Origin of the sequence: Rubrobacter marinus (assembly GCF_011492965.1) — a bacterium.
GTDB lineage: Bacteria > Actinomycetota > Rubrobacteria > Rubrobacterales > Rubrobacteraceae > Rubrobacter_F > Rubrobacter_F marinus.
The window spans coordinates 610,337-630,201 of sequence record NZ_CP045121.1; the positions used below are offsets into that span (position 1 = coordinate 610,337).

Sequence of the window (19,865 nt, forward strand, 5' to 3'; positions counted from 1 at the left end):
GGGGGTGCGGCGCTCGGTCGCGCTCACCTGGGGGTCCACGCCGGCGGAGCGACGCGGGGCCTACCCCTGCGACCCGCTCCTCCCCGACGCCGACGCCGCCTACTTTCGGGCCGTGGACGTCTCGGCGCCCGCGCCCACGGTGTTCCGGTGGCTGTGCCAGCTCAAGCTCGCGCCCTACAGCTACGACTGGATCGACAACTTCGGCCGCCGCAGCCCGAGGCGCCTCGTCCCCGGCGCCGAGAACCTCGCCCCGGGCCAGAGGGTCATGACCATCTTCGGGCTCGTCGCCTTCGAGGAGGAGAGGCACCTGACGGTGGCCCTCGACCTCCCGCGAGCCGTCTCGGTCTTCGGCCGTGTCGCCATGAGTTACGTGGTCTCTGCGACCTCCGAGGGCTCCTGCCGCCTCGTCGCGAAGATAAACGTCCGCTACCCCACGAAGCCCCCGTGGTCTTTCGTGCGCTGGATCCTGCCCTGGGGAGACCTCGTGATGATGCGCAAGCAGCTACTGACCCTCAAGCGCCTCTCCGAGAGCCAGGCCAGGCTCGCCGGACGGCCCGAGGCCTGGGGGTCCTAGTCGAGCCCCTCTACCTCCTCCGGCGTGGGCAGCGAGCCCTGCGCCCCCTCGCGCGTGACCGCCGCGGCCCCCGCGAGCACGGCGTAGGGGACCGCCTCCTCGAGACCGTCCCCGCCCGCGAGCCGCGCCGCCAGGGCGCCCACGAACGCGTCGCCGGCCCCGGTGGTGTCCACGGCCTCGACCTCCGGGGCGCCGAAGCGGCGGGTCGAGCCCCCGGCCGCTAGGAGAGCTCCCTCTGCGCCCAGGGTGACGACGACGGAGCGCGGGCCGCGCCCCAGCAGCCCCTCGACGGCCGCCTCGGGCTCTCCCCCCGCCTCGCCGAGCAGAAACCGGGCCTCGTGCTCGTTGACCACCAGGGGATCTGCGAGGGCGAGAATCCCCTCGGGCACCTCGCGCGGCGGGGCGAAGTTGAGGAGGAAGCGGCCCCCGGCCCCCATCACCGCCCGCGCGGCGCGCCCGACGGCCCCCGCGTCTACCTCGAGCTGCGCCACGAGCACGCCGGCGGCGCGGAGGTCTTCCGCCGCGGCGTCCACCTCCCGGGGACCGAAGGAGCGGTTGGCGCCGGGGGAGACGACGATGGCGTTCTCGCCGTCCGGCGTGACGGTGATAAACGCGGAGCCGGTCGGGACGCCGGGGACGGACCCTACGTGGGTCGTGTCGACGCCGGCCTCGCGGAGGTTGCGCACGAGGTCCGCGCCGAAGGCGTCCTCGCCCACCCTCCCGAGCATCGCGACCCTCGCCCCCAGCCGGGCGGCGGCGACGGCCGAGTTGGCGCCCTTGCCGCCGGGGAAGAGCGAGAGCTCGGCGCCGGTGACGGTCTCGCCGGGCTCGGGCCGGCGCTCCAGGCGGAGGACGAAGTCCTGGTTTATGGAGCCGACGACGAAGACCCCGCTCACGAGACGCTCCCCTCACCCTGTTGCCCTACGGCCAAGCATTCTACAGAATGGGCCCATGGGCGGGTTGGGGGAGCTAAAGAGCTACGGGGAGCCGGGGGCGCTGGTCTACCTCGCGGACTGCGTGGAGCTTATGCGGCTCATGCCCGCCTCCTGCGTCGACGCCGTCTTCGCCGACCCGCCCTACCGGCTCTCCAACGGGGGCGTCACCGTCAGGAACGGGAAGCTGGCCCCCGTCGACAAGGGCGGCTGGGACAGGTCTCTGGGGCTGGAGAAGGACCACGAGTTCAACCTGGGGTGGCTGCGGGAGGCGCGGCGCGTCCTCAAGCCCGACGGCACGCTGTGGGTGACGGGGACGCACCACGTCATCTTCAGCCTCGGCTTCGCCCTGCAAACCCTGGGCTACCGGATCATCAACGACGTCATCTGGGCCAAGACCGACCCGCCCCCGAACGCCACGCACACGACGTTCACCCACGCCCACGAGACCATCATCTGGGCGAGCAGGGGCAGGGGGGCGCGGCACACCTTCAACTACGACCTCGTCAACAGCCCGAGCCCCGGGACGCAGGTCTCGTCGGTCTGGCGCATCCCGGCCGTCCCGAGGCGCGAGAAGGCGCACGGCTACCACCCGACCCAGAAACCCTTGCGCCTCGTGCGCCGCGCCCTGCTCGCCTCGACGTCGGAGGGGGACCTCGTCTTCGACCCCTTCTCGGGCTCGGGGACGACGGCGGTGGCGGCCAAGGAGCTCGGGCGCTTCTTCGTGGGGGCCGAGCTCGACGAGGGGTTCGCGGGGCTCGCGGCCCGCCGCCTCGGCGCCACCGAACGCGGCGGCGTGTTGCGGGAGATCTCCGGCCTCTTCCCGTAGAACACGGTCCACCTCACCCCAGCGCCGTTCATCGGCGGTTCATCGCCGTCTGCTTACCTTTGGGGTAACGCAGCGCGACGTAGGAGGTGCCGTCATGGCCGTCTTCCCACCCATCAGCGTGCGCCGGCCGCACGACATCGTGGACCACCCCGTCGGGGTCTGCGGCGTCGCCACCGGCTTCGAGGGGATCTTCGCCGCTCGTGTGCGGGACCAGGACGGCAAGGAGCTGCGGGAGGTCTCCGTGAGGGCCGGGGGGACGGGGATCCGGGGCAACTTCCGGATCGGTCTCGACCTTCCGGGCCGCCCGAAGACGGCGCGCGGCAGCGTCGAGGTCTTCGAGTACGCGCAGGACGGGAGCGGGGGAGAGGCGAGCAAGGCGGTCGTCCCCGTGGTGGCCTTCGGGGCTGCCCTGATCGACGGGTACAGAGGCTTTCTGCAGTACGCCGTCGAGCCGGGCGACAGCTTGTCGGGGCTCGCCGAGAGGTTCCTCGGCGACGGGGGCAGGTGGCGCGCGATCTTCCAGGCGAACCGCGACCGGATCGAGGACCCCGACCCGATCTTCGCGGGCCAGACCCTTCGCATCCCGCAGTAGGAGGACGCTGATGGCGACAATACGAACCGCAGGCGCGGAGGCGCGACGCCATCGAGCGAAGCGCGACGCATCGAAGCAACGGCGCGAGCCGGCTCGGAAGGAGGGTTTCACGTGCGGAGCAAGGGTAACTCGCCGGGGCTGATCTCCCTGGCCCTTGCGATCTCGGCTCTAGTGGCGGTTACGCTAATTTCAGCGGCGGGCACGGCTTCGGCTCAGGAAGACCAGGAGCCGCCCCCCGTCGAGACCGTAACGGTGACGTTCGAGCTCACGGTCGTGGGCCAGCCCCCGCCGAACGCGACGTTCTGGGGCTTTCTGACCTTCGAGCCTTTCGGGATCAGGCTCACCGACCCCGACGGCGACGGGGTCTACACCGGCGGCTTCCGGAACTTCCCGAGGGGCGACGCCCAACCGTTCTGGTTCGTGCAGGGCACGGGGACGCGCTTCAGCCAGGTCTCGGGGGAGCGGCCCGGCGAGCCCGTCTCGATCCTCCGGGACCTCGGCGTGCGGACGATCGACGCGGACACGACGCTCTCGGCCGTCGTCTCGTTCTCCGGGGGAGCGGGGAGGCGCATCGTCGGCACCCCGGGCGACGACCGGCTCCGCGGGGAGAACGGCCCGGACCTCATCGAGGGGCTCGACGGCCACGACGAGCTCTCCGGCGCCTACGGGGACGACCTCGCCTACGGCGGCACCGGCGACGATCTCGTCTACGGAGGCTTCCTGGTCTTCGGCGGCCCCGACGACGATGCCCTCTACGGCGGCCCCGGGGACGACGCCCTCTACGGCCTCAGCCTCGAAGATCTCGCCCACGGGGGACCGGGGGACGACCTCGTCCGTGGCGGTTTCGGCGACGGCGACGACGCCCTCTACGGCGGTCCCGGCTCCGACGCCGTCTACGGCGACGGCGGGGACGACTACCTGTACGCGGCGGACGACGCCTCCGCGGACCTCGTCTCGGGCGGGGCCGGCTCCGACCTCTGCGTCGTGGGGACGGAGGACCTGCCGCACACCTCCGGCTGCGAAGCCCTCCGGACGCGTTAGAACACGCTCCCCTGGCTCTCGCGGGGCGCTTGCTTCTAGCGCCCCGCGAGAAGGGCACCCCGCGCCGGGGCTATCGAAGCGTTGCGTCGAGCGGCCCTCCGTCTTCTCGAAGGGCTACACGGCGCGTCGGTCGAGCTTCGGCTGCGGATCGCCGGAGAGTGGGAGGCAGATCCTCATCGTGGTCCCCTCGCCGACGCGGCTCTCGGCCTCGATGCGTCCCCCGTGCGCCTCGGCGATGGCCCTGGCGATGGGGAGCCCCAGCCCGACCCCGCCCCTCTCGCTCGCCCGCGGGGCGTCGATACGGTAGAAACGCTCGAAGATGCGCGGCAGCTCCCCCTCCGGGATGCCGGGTCCACGGTCCGCAACCTCGACGCGCAGCTCGCCCGAGCCGGTCTCCGAGGACAGGGAGATCGGCTCGGGCGAGAAGCCGTACTTGGCGGCGTTGTCGACCAGGATCAGGACGGCCTGCTCGATCCGTGTCGGCTCGCACCGCAGAGTTTCTTCGGCGCGCAGGTCGGCGCGCAGCGAGATGCCCCGCTCCCGGGCCAACGCTCCCGCGCGCCTGGCCAGCCCTTCGAGGAAGGGCGCGACGTCGACCACCCTCGCCTCGAGCGGTACGGAGGCCGAGTCCGAACGGGCGAGCAACAGGAGGCCCTCGACCGTCTGCGACATCCGCCCGGACTCCTCCACGATCTCCCGCAGGATCTCCTCGTGGGCGCAGCCGTGGCGCATGCTCAGGCCGACCTCGGCGTTGCCGCGGATCACGGTCAGGGGCGTCTTCAGCTCGTGCGCGGCGTCGGCTAGAAACTCTTCCTTCGAACGGAGCGCTTCGGCGAGCGCGTCCAGGGCCAGCCTGCGCTCCGTGACGTCCTCGTGGGCCACCACCGCCCGCGGGGGGCCGTGGTTCGGGAAGCGCGTCACCCGGCCCACAAACCAGCGCCGCTCGTTCGGCGCGTGACACGGGTACTCGCGCGCGAACCTCTCCCGCTCGCCCGAGAGGATCGCGCGCAGCCCCTCCGCGAAGACGCCGGCCTCCTCGTCGTGGTCGCTCGCCGAGTCGCAGACGCGCAGGTAGTTGGCGCCCTCCGAGACGTTGACCGCGGCCCCGTTGGCCTCGGCGAACTCCCTCCAGGCCCTGTTGACGGCGACGATGGTCCCCGAGCCGTCGACTATCGCCACGTGCGCGGACAGCCCGTCCAGGGTGGCGCGTGCGAAGAATTCGGGATAGTCCACGACCCGGCCTGGTCCTCCCGCTCCCAGACGGTCCCCATGCCGCCTATTCCCGTGCCATCGTAGCACGCCGAAAGATACTGCGGGCACAATGTTCGCGCCTCACGCGGCGGTGGAGCCCGACGCGCCCGCGCTCTCTCCCGTCCCCGAATACGCCCGCCGAGAAGCGCCAGCGTCCCGATCGTCGTTTGGGAGCGGGGGCGCCCGGATCGCCTCGTGGGTTCGGAGCGGCGGTCGAGCCGTATGCTCTGCTCGGGCCTCGGCGGTACACCCGTATGGGACCGTCGGCTCTCTGTTACCATCGGCGCTGCACCCCGGCCGTCGTGCGCGCGCCGGTTCTGCGTGGCTTTCACGGGCACCGGGTTGCCGGGAGTACACCGCAAGATCCGAGAAGGAGGAGGCCGGGATCACGATTTCGCGACCGTCCGCGAGCCGTGTCCTCGAGCTTCGCGGGGGCCGCGACGCTCGGGGCACGAGGGCTCGCGACGCAGGGGAGCCGCTTGGCTAGGGGGGAACACGTCGCGTCCGAGTCCGGCCGCGCCGCTCGCCGGGGTCCTTCGAGCCTCCGGGTCGCGTTGCTTGTGGTGGGCATCCTGCTTCTGGCCGCCAACCTGCGCACGTCGCTCACGGGTGTGGCGCCCTTGATCGGGCAGATCCGCGCGGACACCGGCGTCTCCAACGGGGTGGCTGGCCTGCTCACGGCGCTGCCGCTGCTGGCCTTCGGGGTGCTCTCGCCGGTCGCCCCCGCTCTTGCTCGACGGATAGGCATCGAACGCGCGCTGCTGGCGAGCTTGTTCGTGCTCGCGGCGGGCATCTTGCTTCGCTCGGCGGGATCGGCGGCGGCGCTGTTCCTGGGCACGGTAGTCCTCGGGGCGGCGATCGCGGCGGGAAACGTGCTCCTGCCCGGCCTCGTCAAGCAGGGGTTCCCAGAGCGCACCGGCCTGATGACGAGCGCGTACACCACCACTATGGGCATCGCCGCCGCGCTGGCGGCGGGCGCGAGCGCGCCCGTGGCGATCGGCGTCGGCTGGCGAGCCTCCCTGGCGTTGTGGGCACTGCCGATCCTGGTGGCGATAGTAGCCTGGATCCCCCTCGTCTGGGGCGCCCGCCCCTCCGACGAGTCCGCCCCGACCTCCCGCGGCGTGAGCGGCCCGTGGAGGTCGCCGCTCGCCTGGCAGGTGACGCTCTTCATGGGGCTGCAGTCGCTGGTCTACTACGTGACGCTGACGTGGCTGCCGGAGATCCTGCAGGACGAGGGCATGGGCGTCTCCAGGGCTGGGTGGTTGCTCGCGCTCTCGCAGGCGTCGGGCATCGCGACGATGTTCCTCGCCCCCATGCTCGCCGGCAGGAAACCCTCCCAGCGAACGGTCGTCACCGCGGCCGTGGCCCTGAACGGCGCCGGCACCCTGGGCCTGCTGGTCGCCGGCGACACCGCCGCCGCTCTCTGGGTCGTGCTCCTGGGCCTGGGGCAGGGGGCGTGCTTCAGCCTGGCGCTCACCTTCTTCGCGCTGCGCGCGCCCGACCCCGAGCACGCCGCCGCGCTCTCGGGCATGGCCCAGTCCGTCGGGTACCTGCTCGCCGCGTCGGGCCCGTTCCTCTTCGGCGCCCTCCGCGACGCCACGGGCGCCTGGACGGTCCCCCTAACGCTCCTCCTCGCGCTCACGGTCTGCCTCCTGATCGCGGGCCTTGGCGCCGCCCGCGACGCCCAGATCCCCGGCTCGAACGCGCCGGCGAGCAGATCGGGCCCGAGGGGCGAGGCGTAGCGACCTGGCGTGACCGAGGAAGTGGACATCGGGGAGCCTGGGGAGGGGCAGAAGGGCCGCCGGGCGGTCTTCTCGTGCTCCGGTGGAGCGGGGTCCCTTCGGGGCCGCGGGAAAAATTTGACAAAAACAATATAATTAAGATGCTAATGGAAGTACGAAGGTGAACTCCCGGACCCACAAGCCCTATTGTCACCTGGGCGAGCTCCTGGACGGCATGGCGCGCAAGCGCAACGTTCGCGGGCCCTACAACATCGCCCAGTGGGTGACGCGCGCCACGGGCAACAGGGTTACCGGGCAGGCGGTCTCCCGCTACTTCTACGGCGAATCCTGGCCGAGACCGGCCTTCGTCTCTTCCTTCGCCCGGGCATTCGACCTGACCAGGGACGAGCGAGACGTTCTGGCCTGGGCTTACACCTACGGCCCCTTCCCGGAGGGGGCCTCGGACGAGCCGGACTCCCCGTCCAGCGACGGTTACCCCGTCGCGCGGTAGCCGGGGGCTCGAGGCCCTGTCATTCTGCTCGCGGTGTGCCTAGGCGGCCCAGAGAAAGGCCACGAGGGAGATCACGCCGACGACCAACGAGGCCCCGATCGCCCGCCGCAACGGGGTTGGCCTGCTCCAGGTCAGCACCGCCCGGACGAACCTCCGGCCGATGTTGTAGAGCAGGTACAGGATCGCCAGCATCTGCAGCGTGAGGAGGAGGGCCTCTACGGTCGCCGCGGCTACGTCGAGGAGGAGGCCATCGTCCAGGGCGCGGGCAGCCTGCGTTGCTTGGGCGCGCAACGATTCCCAGGCGGTCGAGGCGATGCTCGGGAGGTTGGAGACCAGGCTGAACAGGAGCAGGGAGAGCACGGGGACCGTGACGAGAACGTATGCTGCGAAAACGGTCTTCACCCTTGGCTTCAAGTTCGGCAGCCTGGCGCCCTTCCAGCGGCGGAGGGGCAACACGCTCCTCAGAAACGCCCCCATCTGCGAGAAGAAGTCCGGGATGCCCGAGAGGTCGGCGAGCGCCCAGTAGCCGTCGAAGCGGACGAAGGGGAGGCACTGGTAGACGATGTCCAGGTTGATCAGGAGTACTACGAAGAGCAGGATCTCCTGCCCCGTGACCGCGTACAGCGCCATGAGGCCGAGGGCGAAGATCAGGGAGAAGTAGAACCCGCCGAGGTCGGTACGTACCCTCCCCCAACGACCGAGCCGGTAGGCGTCCGTGGTATCGGTGTAGAAGGCGGGGTAGACGATATACAGGCCGGCGCCCATCGCCCGGGCCCTGCCGCCGCCGTACCGTAGCGCCGAGGCGTGGCCGAACTCGTGGAAGACGCCGGCGAGGAGCGTGGCCGCCAACACGACCAGCACCAGCCCCGGAGTACGCAAGAAAGCGACGACGCTACCCATCACCCCGTGCACGGCGTACAACCACCAGTGAGCGGCGACGACGGCCAGGAGAATGGGGACGAGAATCGGCGGCGCGAAGAGAAGCCGGAGCACCCCGGAAACGGGGTCTATAACGCGGGGTCCGATCGCCTTCGTGCGCATGTTCAGCGCCAGCGGCGAACGGGGACCCTCCCGGACGTCCGCCGGGTATCCGTGATCGTCGGCGTCCTCCGCCGGAGAGATCAACCCCAGGGGGATAAGCTTGGTCCCGATCATGCGCCGCACGTCGTCGGCCTCGACGGCCCAATCGGTCGACGCCGTCACCCCCGCAGCCACCTCCCTCAGCGTCCGCTCACCGTCGGATTGCTCGACGACGCGGTAGAGGAGCTCGGTGAGTTGTATGAACCGGTCCCCCCGCTGCACGAGCCATTGCCGATCCTCGAAGCCGGTCTCCTTCATCTCGCCGACGATCTCGACGTCCGGCGCACGCTCCGGGCGCTCCGGCACCTCGGCCTCGGCGCTGGAGACTCCCCGTCCGGCAGAAGGGGCTACCCGCCGCCCGACTCCCTCGCTGCTCTCGGTCTTCCCCGTTCCTGGCATCCCTCAGAGCTCCCCAAGACACGAAAACGGCGGGCCGGGCCAGGGCCCGACCCGCCAAGACCCGCTACCTAGAGGTCCTGATCAACTTCCGCCTCGCACTCGGCTTCCTGACCAGCGACCAACTGCGCGGCCAGTACTGCCGCGTTGATGTTGCAGAGGTTCGCCGCGATGCCGATGGGCACCTGGATGACGACGTCGTCGATGCGGACGTTCACCAGGGCCAACATCTCCCTTTCCGGAAGCTCGATCGCGGTCTGCGCCTCGAGCTCCTCGATGCTCAGGACCCTCTTCTCGGCCAGCATAGGCTTTCCCCTTTCCTTTGCCCTTACCTGCAAATGTATTGTGTTAAACAATTACTAATTGTGTCAAGGGGAGTCGCGATCTTTTGGAGATGTTTTTTGGCCCCTGGCGCGTCCTCTACGCGCGCGCCGATCCGTGTTGCTCCCTTACCGGACCGTGCATGGACGAGGAGGCTACGGATCGCAGCGCCGTGTGGCGTGGCGTCGCTCAGTACGGAAGTTCGGAGAAGGTGTACATCCAGGCCAGCCGTCTGCGTTCCTCCACCGTCAGCGAGAACGCATCGGCGAAGGCGGAGATGAATTTAGGGGCCGGGCAGCGTGCGCCCCGGAGGTAATCCAGCACGTCCTCGGGGTCGACCGCGTGATCGGCGGCCTCCCGTATGCGTGCGGCGATGGTGGAGGGATCGCTTGCCAACCGTTTCAGGGCCATGGCGGCCATCAGCTTGCCCAGGTCACGGTAGGGTGGTCCGTCGGTCACAGCCCAGAAGTCCTCTCAACCGGCGACGAAGCGCGGCTATGAGGACCCATGCTAACAACCCGCGATGAATCGGCGATGAACCCGCCACGGCCGAGGGTTCCGGTCTACCCCCGATGCCGCAGCGGCTCCGATGGCTCGCGCCGAAGCCGTTGGAGGGGGAGGGTCGCGCGGGCCTCCTCAGATGTTCAGGCCCCTCAGCAAGCTGCGGTAGAGGGCTCGGGTCTGAGGAGAGGGCGAGGTGCCGTACCGGCTGCCGAGGAGCTCCTCGGTCATCCGGTACTGTTGCAGCGCCCTGTGCCGGAGGCCGAGGCGCGCGTAGCATTGCATCAGGATCCTGTAGGTGCTCTCGCGGCAGGGGTCCCTCTCCAGCGCCCGGTAGCAGGCTCGTATCGCCTCCCGAGCTTGTCCGGTCTCCGCGTAGTGGCGCGCGAGGCGGTCCAGCACGTCCATGTGTGTGTCGGCCAGCCGCTCGCGTTCGATCAGGGTCCAGTCCTCGTACAGGTCCTCGATCATGTAATCGTCCCGGTACAGCTCGACGGCCCTCTCGTACTCCTCGACGGCTTCGGATGCCCGGCCCGACTCCTCCAGGAGGCGGCCGTTGCGGCAGCGCGCCTCGAACTCGTGGACGTCCGACGAGATTCGCGCGTTCGGGGAGAGGCGGTAGTACCCCGCCTCGCACACCACCAGGCCCTCGAGCTCTCTGGCGCGCCCGCCCTCGCTCAAAATCTTGCGCACGGAGGACATCGCGGCGTTGAGCGACCAGCGGGCCCGCCTCGCGCCCGACTCCGGCCACAACCATTCGATCAAGCAATCCCTGGATACGGGCCGGGGAGACCGGGCGAGCAGGTACTTGAGGATCGTCCTGGCCTTGCCGCTACGCCCCAGGTCCAGGGCTCGCCCCTGGCGGAGGAGCTCGAAGCGGCCGAGGAAGCGCACCTCGAACTCTACCCGGCCGGGGGTGTCGAGCCGCGCAGGGATCTTGCGGCGGTCGCCCGCCCTGTAATCTGCGGCCGGACGACTCCCCGGTCCCGGTGCCGGCCGGAACGCGCTCCTCGCACCGGGGTGCGCCGCAGGGACACGAGGAAGTCGGGCTGCGTTAGGAGGGGCTCCGCTCCCCGCCGGGGAGGCCAGGGTCGCGGTTGCCCATCTCACGTCCTCCGGGGTCAGACGGGTCAGGTCCTGTCGCAGGGTTTCCACGACCTCTCGCAGGTCCTCCCCGGGCGTCTGCCCGCCGCCGAGCGCGGAAGACAACAGCTTGGCCGCCCGAGCGGCCTCCACCAGGAAGTGGTCCTCTACTCCCCCGGCGAAGCTCGACAACCTGTCAAAGCACACGTCCGCGAGCCCGTACTCCCCGCGAGCTACGAGATCCTGCCCCAGCTCCCACGCCACCGAACAGAACGAGAGCCTGTTCTCCCCCTGCTGCGCCGCGTCCAGGATCCTGCGGACGAAGTCCGCGTCCAGGGGGCGGTAGCGCTCGCCCGGACTCCGTTGCCCCTGCTCGACCATGCCCGATCACACCCACCCTTCGGCGCCGCACCATCTTCCGCACGACGCTTCGACTCTCCGACCCTGGGCCTTACGCCGAGCGCTCCCACCGCACGCGGGAGTAACCCGGAACGGACGCCGCAACCTCGTCGCCTCGCGAGCGGCTCGAAGTAGTGTGCCTGGAGCACGGAAATCGCCGTCGCCAGCGTCGTTCGCACCCAAGCGCAAGCATCTTCCGCGTGGGCTTCGAGCCTCCATGATCCGTCGCGACGGACCGGCCGCCACGGCGGTATGCTCCGCGCTTCGGACACACTCCCGTGTGCGCGCCGTCGGCCGCACACGAGCCGGGCGGTCCCCTACCGGGGACCGAACCCGTGCGTGGAGCAAACCCGTAAGCGGCACGCCCGTCTCCCGAACCTTGTTACGGACCGGTGATACCTCGTCCCAACCAACACCCAACCCGCACGATAGCAGCCCCTCGCCGTCGCTCCAGGGGCCAGAAGCCACGGGAGGCCGAAAATGAACCGAACGTTTCGAAAGAATGTGTGAAGGGTCGTAGAAGGTTTACGACCTACGGGCGATGCCGACGGCCCGGTGGTCGTACGAACATTACGCCGAAAAACGTGCTGCTCCTTATGGGGGAGGAAGGTATATCCGGTGGTGTTGCGCTTTCCCAGTGTGTCCGCTGGTCCTCGTGTAGCCATGGTCCTGTACCGGTGCCTTCTGGAGGCGAGGCCGCCCGTGCAGGGCATCTTCCTGCTGCGCTTCCTCGCCGGGGCCTCCTTCGCCAACCCCATCTTCTCGGGCGGGGCGGGCGTCGAGTTGTGGGGAGGGGCGGCGCTGTGCGTCTGCGCGACGTTGTCCGTCTATATAATCAACGGGGTCATGGACATCGAGGAGGATCGCGTCAACGGCTCTTCGAGGCCGGTGGCCAGCGGGAAGCTGACGGTCGGGCAGGCGACCGGCGTAGCCGTTGGTCTGGCGGTCTTGAGCGTCGCGTGCAGCTTCTTGCTGGGTGGCTGATGGTGCTCAGCGTCGTGGCCGCGCTGGTGCTGGGTTGGCTGTACTCCGGGCCGCCCTTCTACCTCAAGCGGCGGCCCGCGGGCTGGGCGGCTCTGGGGGTGGTTACGGCCCTCATCACGTACAACGCGGGTACGCGTCCAACGGGGAGGGGGGATACGATCTCTTTCGCGGTCTTCTCCGCGGCGATGGCGCTCTGGCTGGGCATCGTGAGCCAGACGAAGGATCTCTCGGACATCGAGGGGGACAGGCAGGCCGGGCGGAGGAGCGGTCCGGTGGTCTGGGGCGAGAATACGGCCCGGCTCGTCTTCTCGGGGGTGGCGCTCTGCCTCGGCGGCATGCTCCTGCTCTCGGCCGTCTCCCTCGCCCCCGCCCTGCTGGCGTCGGCGCTGGTGCTGGCGTCCGGGGCCACGTTCGTGGCGGCCATCTCGCTCGGCCCCTGGGGCCGGGGCGACAGATCCCGGCGCAGGAGGCCGTACAAGGCGTTTATGCTCACGCAGTACGGGGCCAACCTCGCCGTGGTGGCGTGGTAGAGATCGGGGCCCGAGGGGAGGCGGTAGTGTCCGTACGAGAAGGTTTCGACCGCCGCCCGAGCTTGTCCGCGGACATACTCGAGGGACGGTCGGACGAGGTCATCGAGGCTTACGAGGGACGGCTCACGGCCATGGGGAGCCCGCTGGTCGCGGAGCCCGAGGCGAGCGAGCAGCTGAAGGTGCAGGCGCGTTTCGTGCTGCGGGAGGTGGTGGCGAGCCTGCGCGGCCAGGGGGCGCCACCCGGCGCGCCGGGGGGCGAGGACGGGCTCTCCGAGACCATAGGGGTGTCGAGGGCGAGCGCGAACGTGCACGCCATCCACTCCCTGCGGGCGGTGGTGGCCTTCTCCGAGGCCGCCCTGGCGGTGGTCGTCCGGAACCTGCCCCGTTCGGCGACCTCGACCGAGGAGGTCGCGGCGGTCGCCCTGGCCATCCAGAGGATCTTCATGGAGCGGGTGACCACGGCGGCGCTCGCCTACGGCAACTACCTGCTCGCGAGGGTCCACGAGTCGCACGCCGACGAGCGGCGTCGCATCAGCAGGGAGCTTCATGATAGGGTGGCCCACGCCATAATGACCACGTTTCGGAGCCTGGAGCTTTACGAGATGTACGAGACGAAGGACCCCTCCAAGGCTCAGGCGAGGCTGGAGCTCGCCAAGAAGACCACGTGGGAGGCGCTCGAGCTGACCAGGGGCCTCTCCAGGGAGCTGCGCAGCACCTCGGCGGACGAGGGGCTGGAGGTCGCCCTCTCGGACCTGCTGAGCTCCGTCGCGCCCGACGGGATGCGGTCCTGGGTCTCCGTCGAGGGCGACGAGGCGCTGGTCCCTCCGCAGGTTCGCGACGAGCTTTTCCTGACGCTGCGCGAAGGGGTACGCAACGCCGTCGCACACTCGGGGGGCAGCATGATGAGCGTAAAACTCAGCATCACCGAGGACCACGTGACGGCCACCGTCGAGGACGACGGGCGCGGGTTCGACCCCTCCGGCGCGGCGTCCGAGGGCACCGGGATCTCCTCCATGAGGGAGCGGGTGACCCTGCTCGGGGGCACGCTCGGGCTGGCCTCCAGCTCCGGCGAGGGCGCGAGGATCGAGGTCTCCGTCCCGTTGCCTAGGAACCGGCATTGAGCGGCGGGGACAAGACCATCAAGCTGCTCCTCGCGGACGACCACGCCCTCTTCCGGGAGGGCATAGCCGAGATCTTCGGGGCGGAGAACGACATCTCGGTGGTCGGGGAGGCCGAGAACGGCGTGGAGGCCGTCGAGCTGGCGGCGAGGGAGAAGCCGGACGTCGTGCTCCTCGATGTGGAGATGCCGCTGATGGGGGCGGAGGGGGCGATCGAGGGGATCCTGCGCGTCTCGCCCTCCTCCAGGGTGATCGTGCTGACCATGTACGACGAGCACCGCCTGGTGCGCAAGCTCCTGGCTCTCGGGGCGCACGCCTACATCGTCAAGAACGCGACGCGGGAGGAGCTCGTCGCCGCGGTCCGCACCGTGCGCCGGGTCGAGGACCGGGTCTTGCTCTCCGTGTCCAGAAACACGGCGGACAGGCTGGAGGGCTCCAAAAAGGACACGCTCTCCGACCGGGAGCTGGAGGTCCTGCTGCTCGCTGTGCGGGCGATGAGCAACGGGCAGATCGCCCAGTACCTCCACATCTCCGAGGGCACGGTCAAGCGCCACCTTACGAACATCTACTCGAAGATGGGGGTCGTCTCCAGGGCCGACGCCGCGAAGAAGGCCCTCACCAGCGGCCTGATCACGTTCCGGGACCTCTCCGGCTCCAGCTGAACGGCTCCGCGCGCGAGCGCCCCGCACGGGGCTTCGGTGATCCAGCGCGACGTCAGCCGCCGTTGGCGGTGCCGAAGCTCTTCGCGATAAGCTCCTCCGCCTCCTCTTGCGGCAGCGGCCTGGACCAGTAGTATCCCTGGCCCAGCTCGCAGCCGAGGTCGCGCAGGCGCGCCAGCTGGTCCGTGGTCTCCACCCCTTCCGCGAGGACCTGCATCTCCAGCAAGTGCCCGAGGGAGCTCACCGCCTCTATGATGGCGGTGCCCTTCGGGTCGCGCCCGAGCTCCGTGACGAAGGAGCGGTCTATCTTGAGCATGTCCAGGGGGAAGTGCTGGAGGTAGGCGAGGCTCGAGTAGCCGGTGCCGAAGTCGTCGATGGCGATGCGGACGCCAAGGGCCTTCAGCTCCCTCAGCCTGGCGCCGCTCGACTCCGCGTCGTCCATCATCGCGCTCTCGGTGACCTCGAGCAGGAGCGCGTTCGGGTCCAGGCCGGTCTCCTCAAGAGCAGCGCCGACGATCCTGGCGAGGTTCGGGTCGCGGAACTGCCTGGCGGAGAGGTTGACGCCCACGGCCGGGGCGTGGGCGCCGTAGCGGTCCCGCCACACCTTCGCCTGCCGGCAGGACTCCTCCAGCACGAAGCGGCCTATGCGGACGATCAGGTCGCTCTCCTCGGCGAGCGGGATGAACTCGCCGGGCGAGACTATCCCGCGTTCGGGGTGCGCCCAGCGCACCAGGGCCTCGAAGCCGTGCAGCGCGCCGGAGGAGAGCTCCACCTTCGGCTGGTAGAAGACGACGAACTCCCGCCGCTCGACCGCCCGGCGCACGTCGGTCTGCTTCTCGAGCTGGAGAAGGGCCTGGGCGCCCATCGCGGCGTCGAAGATCTCGTAGGACGCGGCACCGTTGGACTTGGCCCTATACATGGCGATGTCGGCGTTGCGCAGCAGATCGGTGGGGCTGTCCCCGCCCGGTCCGCCGATGGAGATGCCGATGCTGGCGCTGATGTAGACCTCCCGGCCCTCGAGCACGAACGGGGCCTCGAAGAGCTTGATGACCCGCTCGGCCACGTAGACCACCTGCCCCATCCCCTCCACGTCCTCGAGCAGCACGACGAACTCGTCGCCGCCGAGGCGCGCCACGGTGTCCTCGGGCCTGAGGCTCGCCTTGAGCCGCTTGCCGACCTCGACGAGCAGGGCGTCGCCCGCTTCGTGCCCGAGGCTGTCGTTCAAGACCTTGAACCTGTCGAGGTCGAAGAAGAGCACCGCCACGGAGTCGCGCCGTGCCGTCCTTCCGGTGAGGGCGTGATCAAGCCGGTCCATCAGGAGGGCGCGGTTCGGGAGGTCGGTGAGCCCGTCGTGGAACGCCCGGTAGGCCAGTTTCTCCTCCGCCTCCTTGCGCTTGGTGATGTCGCGGGAGTTCGCGACGACGCCTTGCACGTTGGGGTCCGAGAGGAGGTTGTTGGCGATCAGCTCCACGTGCCTGTAGGCGCCGTCGGCGCGGCGCATGCGCAGCTCCAGGGACGGGCTTACCCCCGGCGAGGCCACGACCCTCTCGAAGAAGGCCCTCGCGCGCTCGGCGTCGTCGGGGTGGACGAGGTCGAAGACCCGCTTGCCCGCCACGCTCTCCGGCTTCAAGCCCAGGACCTGCTCGTAGGAAGGGCTGACGTAGCGGATCCCGCCGTCGGCCTCGAGGATGGCTATGGCGTCGGAGGCGTTCTGCACGAGCGACTCGAACCTCTCCTCGCTGCGGCGCCGGTGCAGGTCCTCGGTGAGGTCCGTCCTCTCCAGGGCGTAAGCGACCTGCGTCGCGAGCGAGTCGAGCCCGCGGCGGACCCCCTCCTCGAGCGCCGAGCCCGTGCTGGAGAGGATCACGCCGCGCATCCTCTCGTGGGTGGCGAGCGGGACGAAGTAGTACTCCCCGGCCGGGGCGTCCGCCCTGGACCGTCCCGAGAGCCAGGGGCTCGCGGACCGCTCGACGGAGATGCTGCGCCGCTGCAGCAGCGCGCCGCGCGCGGCGAGCGGCAGGTCCCTGGAGAGGATCTTGTTGCCCTCCGATCCTTCCGCCTCGGGCCCCGTCGCGGCGACCACGACCATCTCGTCGACGTTGCCGAGGGCTATCCTCACGCCGCCGAGCTCCGACGCCCCCTCCGTGAGCGCCCGCGCGGCCTCCAGGGCCGCGTCGTAGATGCCCCGGCGGTCGGTCGCGGCCACCAGCGTCGCCGCCGACCTGGCGAGCACCTCCTCGCGGCCGAGCGTCCGATCCAGCTTCTCCCTGACGAACGAGGCGGCGCGCACGAGCCCGTCGAGGCGGACGAGGACGAGCGCGAACAGGGCGATGGAGCCCACGACGACGACGGGCAGGTGGGCCGGCTCGCCGCGCAGGTACTGGACGACGAGGATCGCGGGGGCGAAGAGCGTGGCCGCGGCGACCGGAGCGACGCGGCGCCGGGTGAACCGGATGGGAGCGCCCCCTCGCGTCCCTCCCCGCTCCGCCATCGATGGGTGCAGGGCCGCGGCCCCGAGGAGCGCGTAGGCCGCGAGCCAGCCGTAGGTGGCGGGGTGGCCCGCGTAGAACGTCCCCGCGAGCGCCGAGGCCGCGTAGAGCGTGTCGCAGACCGCGAAGACGGCCGAGGCCGCGCCGACGAGGTAGAGCGGCAGGGACCGCGGACCGCGGCCGAGCACGAGGCTGCCCGCGAAGGCGAGGCCGAGCGCGCCCACAAGGGGGTAGAGAATCGGGACGAGCCGCTCGATGGGTGAGGCCGGCCCGCCGGGCGCGTACGGCTCCACGAGGAAGAGCCACGCAAGGACGCCGAGCCAGACCGCCGCGATGGCCGCGTCCGCGAGGACGAGGGAGCCCCTCCCCCTCGCGCGTTCACGGACGAGGAGCGCGAGCGCGACCACCAGCGCGACCCGGCCCGCGAGGGCCGGTACGTCGGCGAGGTAAGGGGACGCGCCTACCGCAACGTCCAAGACCTCGCGGCCTCCCCGCACCGCGTCTCCGGCGACGAACAGCGCCTGCGCGGCGAGGATCGCGTACCAGGGGCGGGCGTAGGCGGGCGCGTTGGAGCGGCTGCCGAGGCCGATCGCCCCGGCAGCCGCTACGGCGAGGACGAGGGAGACGACGAGCCTGGCGGAGCCTGCGGGCAGGAGCGCGCAGACCACCAGGGCCACGAGCCCCAGGGCCAGGAAAGCTCGCCAGGCGACGCCGGGGGCTCTCGTCCTCACGTCTCCGGAGGAGCTCGTTTCAAACACAGGCCGCGCTACCTTTCCCACTTGCCTCTACCGACACTATATTATCGACTCGAACGGTTATCGTTCTCCGGGATCCGGGGAAGCCTCGCCCGGGCCCTCGTGGCGCACCCTGACCGGGAGCGGACGGCTGGTCGTCCGGGCGTGGAAGCCCGGCACCCATACGGCTAGAATCGTCCTTATGCCTCCGAGCCGCGTATCGTCGCCAAGTGCGCTCCGGCCGTGGGCCGGCACGGGGGACGAGGGATCGTCCGGGCGGGGGCTGAGGCCCGTGCCCGCTCCGACCGTCGTTCTGGCGGATACCCACATCCCGCGGAGGGCGAAGGGGTTGCCGGAGGGGCTGGCGCCGCACCTCAGGGAGGCCGGCCTGATCCTGCACGCCGGCGACCTCCTGGAGGCGTCGGTGATCGAGGAGCTCTCGGGCTACGCGCCCGTCCGAGCCGTGAAGGGCAACGTGGACGGCCCGGGGGTGGACCTTCCGGAGGTCCTACGGTTCGAGGTGGGCGGCGTCCCGGTCGCTATGATCCACGACTCCGGCGCGAAGAAGGGGCGTCGGGGGCGCATGGGGCGGCGCTTCCCGGGGGCCCGCGTCGTCGTCTTCGGGCACTCGCACATACCGCTTCTCGAGGACGAGGACGGGCTGATGCTCTTGAACCCGGGGAGCCCGACGGATCGGAGGCGGCAGCCGGAACACACGTTCGCGCTGCTGTGGGCGGGGAGGGCGGGGTGCGCGCCGAGGTGCGCACGCTCGGGGGAGCGGTGCTGCTGGAGGCGGGGTCGTTCTAGCGGCCGTGGTATAAGGAGCGGGACGGCCTCTTGGGTATCGCTGGCGACATAGCGCTCATTCTGGTCGCGGCGTTCCTCGGCGGGATCGTCGCGCAGCGTCTCGGGCTGCCCCTGATCCTCGGCTACATCCTCGCGGGTGTCCTCATCGGCCCGAACACCGGCGGTCCCACGGTGAGCGACGCGCACGACATCGAGCTTCTGGCCGAGATCGGGATCGCGCTGTTGCTCTTCGCCATCGGCCTGCACTTCCCGCTGGGAGAGCTCAAACCGGTGCGGAAGATAGCCCTCATCGGCACCCCGATCCAGATGCTCCTCACCATCGGCTTCGGCTACGGCGTGGGGGTGCTCATCCTCGGCCTCGGCGCCGTCGAGTCGATCTGGCTAGGTGCGCTCTTCTCGCTCTCGAGCACGGCGGTGGTCCTGAAGACCCTCTCGGAGAGGGGGGTGCTCGGCACGCTCTCGGGGAGGGTGACGATCGGGGTGCTCGTGGCGCAGGACGTGGCGATCGTGCCGCTCCTGATCCTGCTGCCCGAGCTCGGCGACCTCGGCGAGGGGGTCTCGAGGCTCGGGGTCGCGATGCTCGAGGCGGGCCTCTTCGTCGCGGTGATGGCCGTTTTCGGGACGAGGGTCTTCCCGTACCTCATGGCCCGCGTGGCGCGCTGGAACTCGCGCGAGCTCTTCCTGATCGCCGTGGTCGCCACGGGCCTCGGCGTGGGCTACGCGACCTACCTGACCGGCCTCTCCTTCGCCTTCGGGGCGTTCGTCGCCGGCCTCGTCCTCTCGCGCTCGGACTACAGCTACCAGGCCCTCTCGGACATCGCGCCCTTGCGCGACGTCTTCTCCATGCTCTTCTTCGTCTCGGTCGGGATGCTCCTGGACCCCATCTTCCTGTGGCAGCAAGCCCCCGTCGTGCTCGCCGTCGTCGTGCTCGTCTTCGTGGGCAAGGGCGTCATCTTCGCGGGGACGGCCCGGGCCTTCGGCTACGGGAACATCGTCCCGTTCGCCCTCGGGCTCGGGCTCTTCCAGGTCGGCGAGTTCTCCTTCCTGCTCGCGCGGGTGGGGGTGGAGGAGGGCGCCATCTCCGACGGCACCTACTCCATCGCCCTGACAACGGCGGTGGTGACGATGGCCCTCACCCCCTTCGCCGCGCGCCTCGCCCCCGTCTCTACGGGCTGTGGCGCCGGCGCTTCCCGGCCGCGCCCATGGAGAACATCGAGCTCCCCGACACGGGGATGGTCGACCACGTGGTCGTCGTCGGGTACGGCCGCGTCGGGCAGTTCGTGGCGCGCATGATCGGGGGCTCGACCGCCCGT

At 70.3% G+C, this 19,865-nt stretch carries 17 protein-coding genes and 1 pseudogene; 11 read left to right on the forward strand and 7 right to left on the reverse strand.

Annotated elements, in window-relative coordinates; genetic code table 11:
* The first annotated feature begins 4 nt into the window (after positions 1 to 4).
* Positions 5 to 574, forward strand: a complete 570-nt coding sequence (locus tag GBA65_RS03095; protein WP_166395325.1) for a hypothetical protein — start codon at positions 5 to 7, stop codon at positions 572 to 574.
* On the opposite strand, the gene GBA65_RS03100 is transcribed toward GBA65_RS03095, so the two are convergent.
* Positions 571 to 1,470, reverse strand: a complete 900-nt coding sequence (locus GBA65_RS03100) for a ribokinase (protein WP_166395326.1) — start codon at positions 1,468 to 1,470, stop codon at positions 571 to 573. The two genes, GBA65_RS03095 and GBA65_RS03100, sit on opposite strands and share 4 nt — an antisense overlap.
* A gap of 55 nt (positions 1,471 to 1,525) precedes the next feature.
* On the opposite strand from GBA65_RS03100, the gene GBA65_RS03105 reads away from it, so the two are divergent.
* From GBA65_RS03105 to GBA65_RS03115, 3 genes are all read left to right on the forward strand, one after another.
* Positions 1,526 to 2,335: a DNA-methyltransferase gene (locus tag GBA65_RS03105; RefSeq protein WP_166395327.1), complete on the forward strand. Its 810-nt coding sequence runs from the start codon at positions 1,526 to 1,528 to the stop codon at positions 2,333 to 2,335.
* Between the two features lie 94 nt (positions 2,336 to 2,429).
* Positions 2,430 to 2,927, forward strand: a complete 498-nt coding sequence (locus GBA65_RS03110; protein WP_166395328.1) for a LysM peptidoglycan-binding domain-containing protein — start codon at positions 2,430 to 2,432, stop codon at positions 2,925 to 2,927.
* A gap of 111 nt (positions 2,928 to 3,038) precedes the next feature.
* Positions 3,039 to 3,968: a calcium-binding protein gene (locus tag GBA65_RS03115; protein WP_166395329.1), complete on the forward strand. Its 930-nt coding sequence runs from the start codon at positions 3,039 to 3,041 to the stop codon at positions 3,966 to 3,968.
* Positions 3,969 to 4,082: 114 nt separating this feature from the next.
* Here the strand turns inward: GBA65_RS03115 and GBA65_RS03120 are convergent, their stop codons facing one another.
* Positions 4,083 to 5,201: a PAS domain-containing sensor histidine kinase gene (locus tag GBA65_RS03120; protein WP_166395330.1), complete on the reverse strand. Its 1,119-nt coding sequence runs from the start codon at positions 5,199 to 5,201 to the stop codon at positions 4,083 to 4,085.
* A 497-nt stretch (positions 5,202 to 5,698) separates the two neighbouring features.
* Here GBA65_RS03120 and GBA65_RS03125 point away from each other — a divergent pair, with 497 nt between their 5' ends.
* Positions 5,699 to 6,961 carry a CynX/NimT family MFS transporter gene (locus tag GBA65_RS03125; protein WP_228281642.1) on the forward strand — a complete coding sequence of 421 codons (1,263 nt, stop codon included), beginning with the start codon at positions 5,699 to 5,701 and terminating at the stop codon, positions 6,959 to 6,961.
* Positions 6,962 to 7,175: 214 nt separating this feature from the next.
* Entirely contained in the window at positions 7,176 to 7,451 is a 276-nt protein-coding gene (locus tag GBA65_RS03130; RefSeq protein WP_166395332.1) for a hypothetical protein, read from the forward strand.
* 39 nt (positions 7,452 to 7,490) lie between these two features.
* Here GBA65_RS03130 and GBA65_RS03135 read toward each other — a convergent pair whose 3' ends face one another.
* The 4 genes from GBA65_RS03135 to GBA65_RS03150 form a co-directional block, all read right to left on the reverse strand.
* Positions 7,491 to 8,837, reverse strand: a complete 1,347-nt coding sequence (locus GBA65_RS03135; RefSeq protein ID WP_166395333.1) for a zinc metalloprotease — start codon at positions 8,835 to 8,837, stop codon at positions 7,491 to 7,493.
* Positions 8,838 to 8,998: 161 nt separating this feature from the next.
* A complete protein-coding gene (locus GBA65_RS03140; RefSeq protein WP_166395334.1) occupies positions 8,999 to 9,232 on the reverse strand; it encodes a hypothetical protein in 234 nt (77 codons plus the stop codon).
* Between the two features lie 205 nt (positions 9,233 to 9,437).
* Positions 9,438 to 9,707 carry a hypothetical protein gene (locus GBA65_RS03145; protein ID WP_166395335.1) on the reverse strand — a complete coding sequence of 90 codons (270 nt, stop codon included), beginning with the start codon at positions 9,705 to 9,707 and terminating at the stop codon, positions 9,438 to 9,440.
* A gap of 177 nt (positions 9,708 to 9,884) precedes the next feature.
* Complete coding sequence (locus tag GBA65_RS03150; RefSeq protein WP_166395336.1) at positions 9,885 to 11,213, reverse strand: AfsR/SARP family transcriptional regulator; 1,329 nt, start codon at positions 11,211 to 11,213, stop codon at positions 9,885 to 9,887.
* 681 nt (positions 11,214 to 11,894) lie between these two features.
* On the opposite strand from GBA65_RS03150, the pseudogene GBA65_RS03160 reads away from it, so the two are divergent.
* The 3 genes and pseudogenes from GBA65_RS03160 (at position 11,895) to GBA65_RS03170 (ending at position 14,525) form a co-directional block, all read left to right on the forward strand.
* A pseudogene (locus GBA65_RS03160) lies at positions 11,895 to 12,745 on the forward strand (UbiA prenyltransferase family protein).
* 26 nt (positions 12,746 to 12,771) lie between these two features.
* A complete protein-coding gene (locus GBA65_RS03165; RefSeq protein ID WP_166395339.1) occupies positions 12,772 to 13,866 on the forward strand; it encodes a sensor histidine kinase in 1,095 nt (364 codons plus the stop codon).
* The gene (locus tag GBA65_RS03170; protein ID WP_166395340.1) at positions 13,863 to 14,525 is read left to right on the forward strand and encodes a response regulator transcription factor; all 663 of its coding nucleotides are present in this window, start codon (positions 13,863 to 13,865) and stop codon (positions 14,523 to 14,525) included. The genes GBA65_RS03165 and GBA65_RS03170 overlap by 4 nt, the downstream gene beginning before the upstream one ends.
* A 52-nt stretch (positions 14,526 to 14,577) precedes the next feature.
* Here GBA65_RS03170 and GBA65_RS03175 read toward each other — a convergent pair whose 3' ends face one another.
* A complete protein-coding gene (locus GBA65_RS03175; RefSeq protein WP_166395341.1) occupies positions 14,578 to 17,742 on the reverse strand; it encodes a putative bifunctional diguanylate cyclase/phosphodiesterase in 3,165 nt (1,054 codons plus the stop codon).
* A 352-nt stretch (positions 17,743 to 18,094) separates the two neighbouring features.
* Between GBA65_RS03175 and GBA65_RS03180 the strand changes: the two genes are divergently transcribed.
* Positions 18,095 to 18,604, forward strand: coding sequence for a metallophosphoesterase family protein (locus tag GBA65_RS03180; protein WP_407691036.1), 510 nt, complete (start codon positions 18,095 to 18,097; stop codon positions 18,602 to 18,604).
* Positions 18,583 to 19,845: a cation:proton antiporter gene (locus GBA65_RS22720; protein ID WP_207956110.1), complete on the forward strand. Its 1,263-nt coding sequence runs from the start codon at positions 18,583 to 18,585 to the stop codon at positions 19,843 to 19,845. The genes GBA65_RS03180 and GBA65_RS22720 overlap by 22 nt, the downstream gene beginning before the upstream one ends.
* Positions 19,846 to 19,865: the final 20 nt, after the last annotated feature.

What these genes read in the sequence shown, in the direction of transcription:
- GBA65_RS03105 (WP_166395327.1), top strand. Translation starts at nt 1,526, where the DNA reads ATGGGCGGGTTGGGGGAGCTAAAGAGCTACGGGGAGCCGGGGGCGCTG.
- GBA65_RS03110 (WP_166395328.1), top strand. Translation starts at nt 2,430, where the DNA reads ATGGCCGTCTTCCCACCCATCAGCGTGCGCCGGCCGCACGACATCGTG.
- GBA65_RS03130 (WP_166395332.1), top strand. Translation starts at nt 7,176, where the DNA reads ATGGCGCGCAAGCGCAACGTTCGCGGGCCCTACAACATCGCCCAGTGG.
- GBA65_RS03140 (WP_166395334.1), bottom strand. Translation starts at nt 9,232, where the DNA reads ATGCTGGCCGAGAAGAGGGTCCTGAGCATCGAGGAGCTCGAGGCGCAG.
- GBA65_RS03150 (WP_166395336.1), bottom strand. Translation starts at nt 11,213, where the DNA reads ATGGTCGAGCAGGGGCAACGGAGTCCGGGCGAGCGCTACCGCCCCCTG.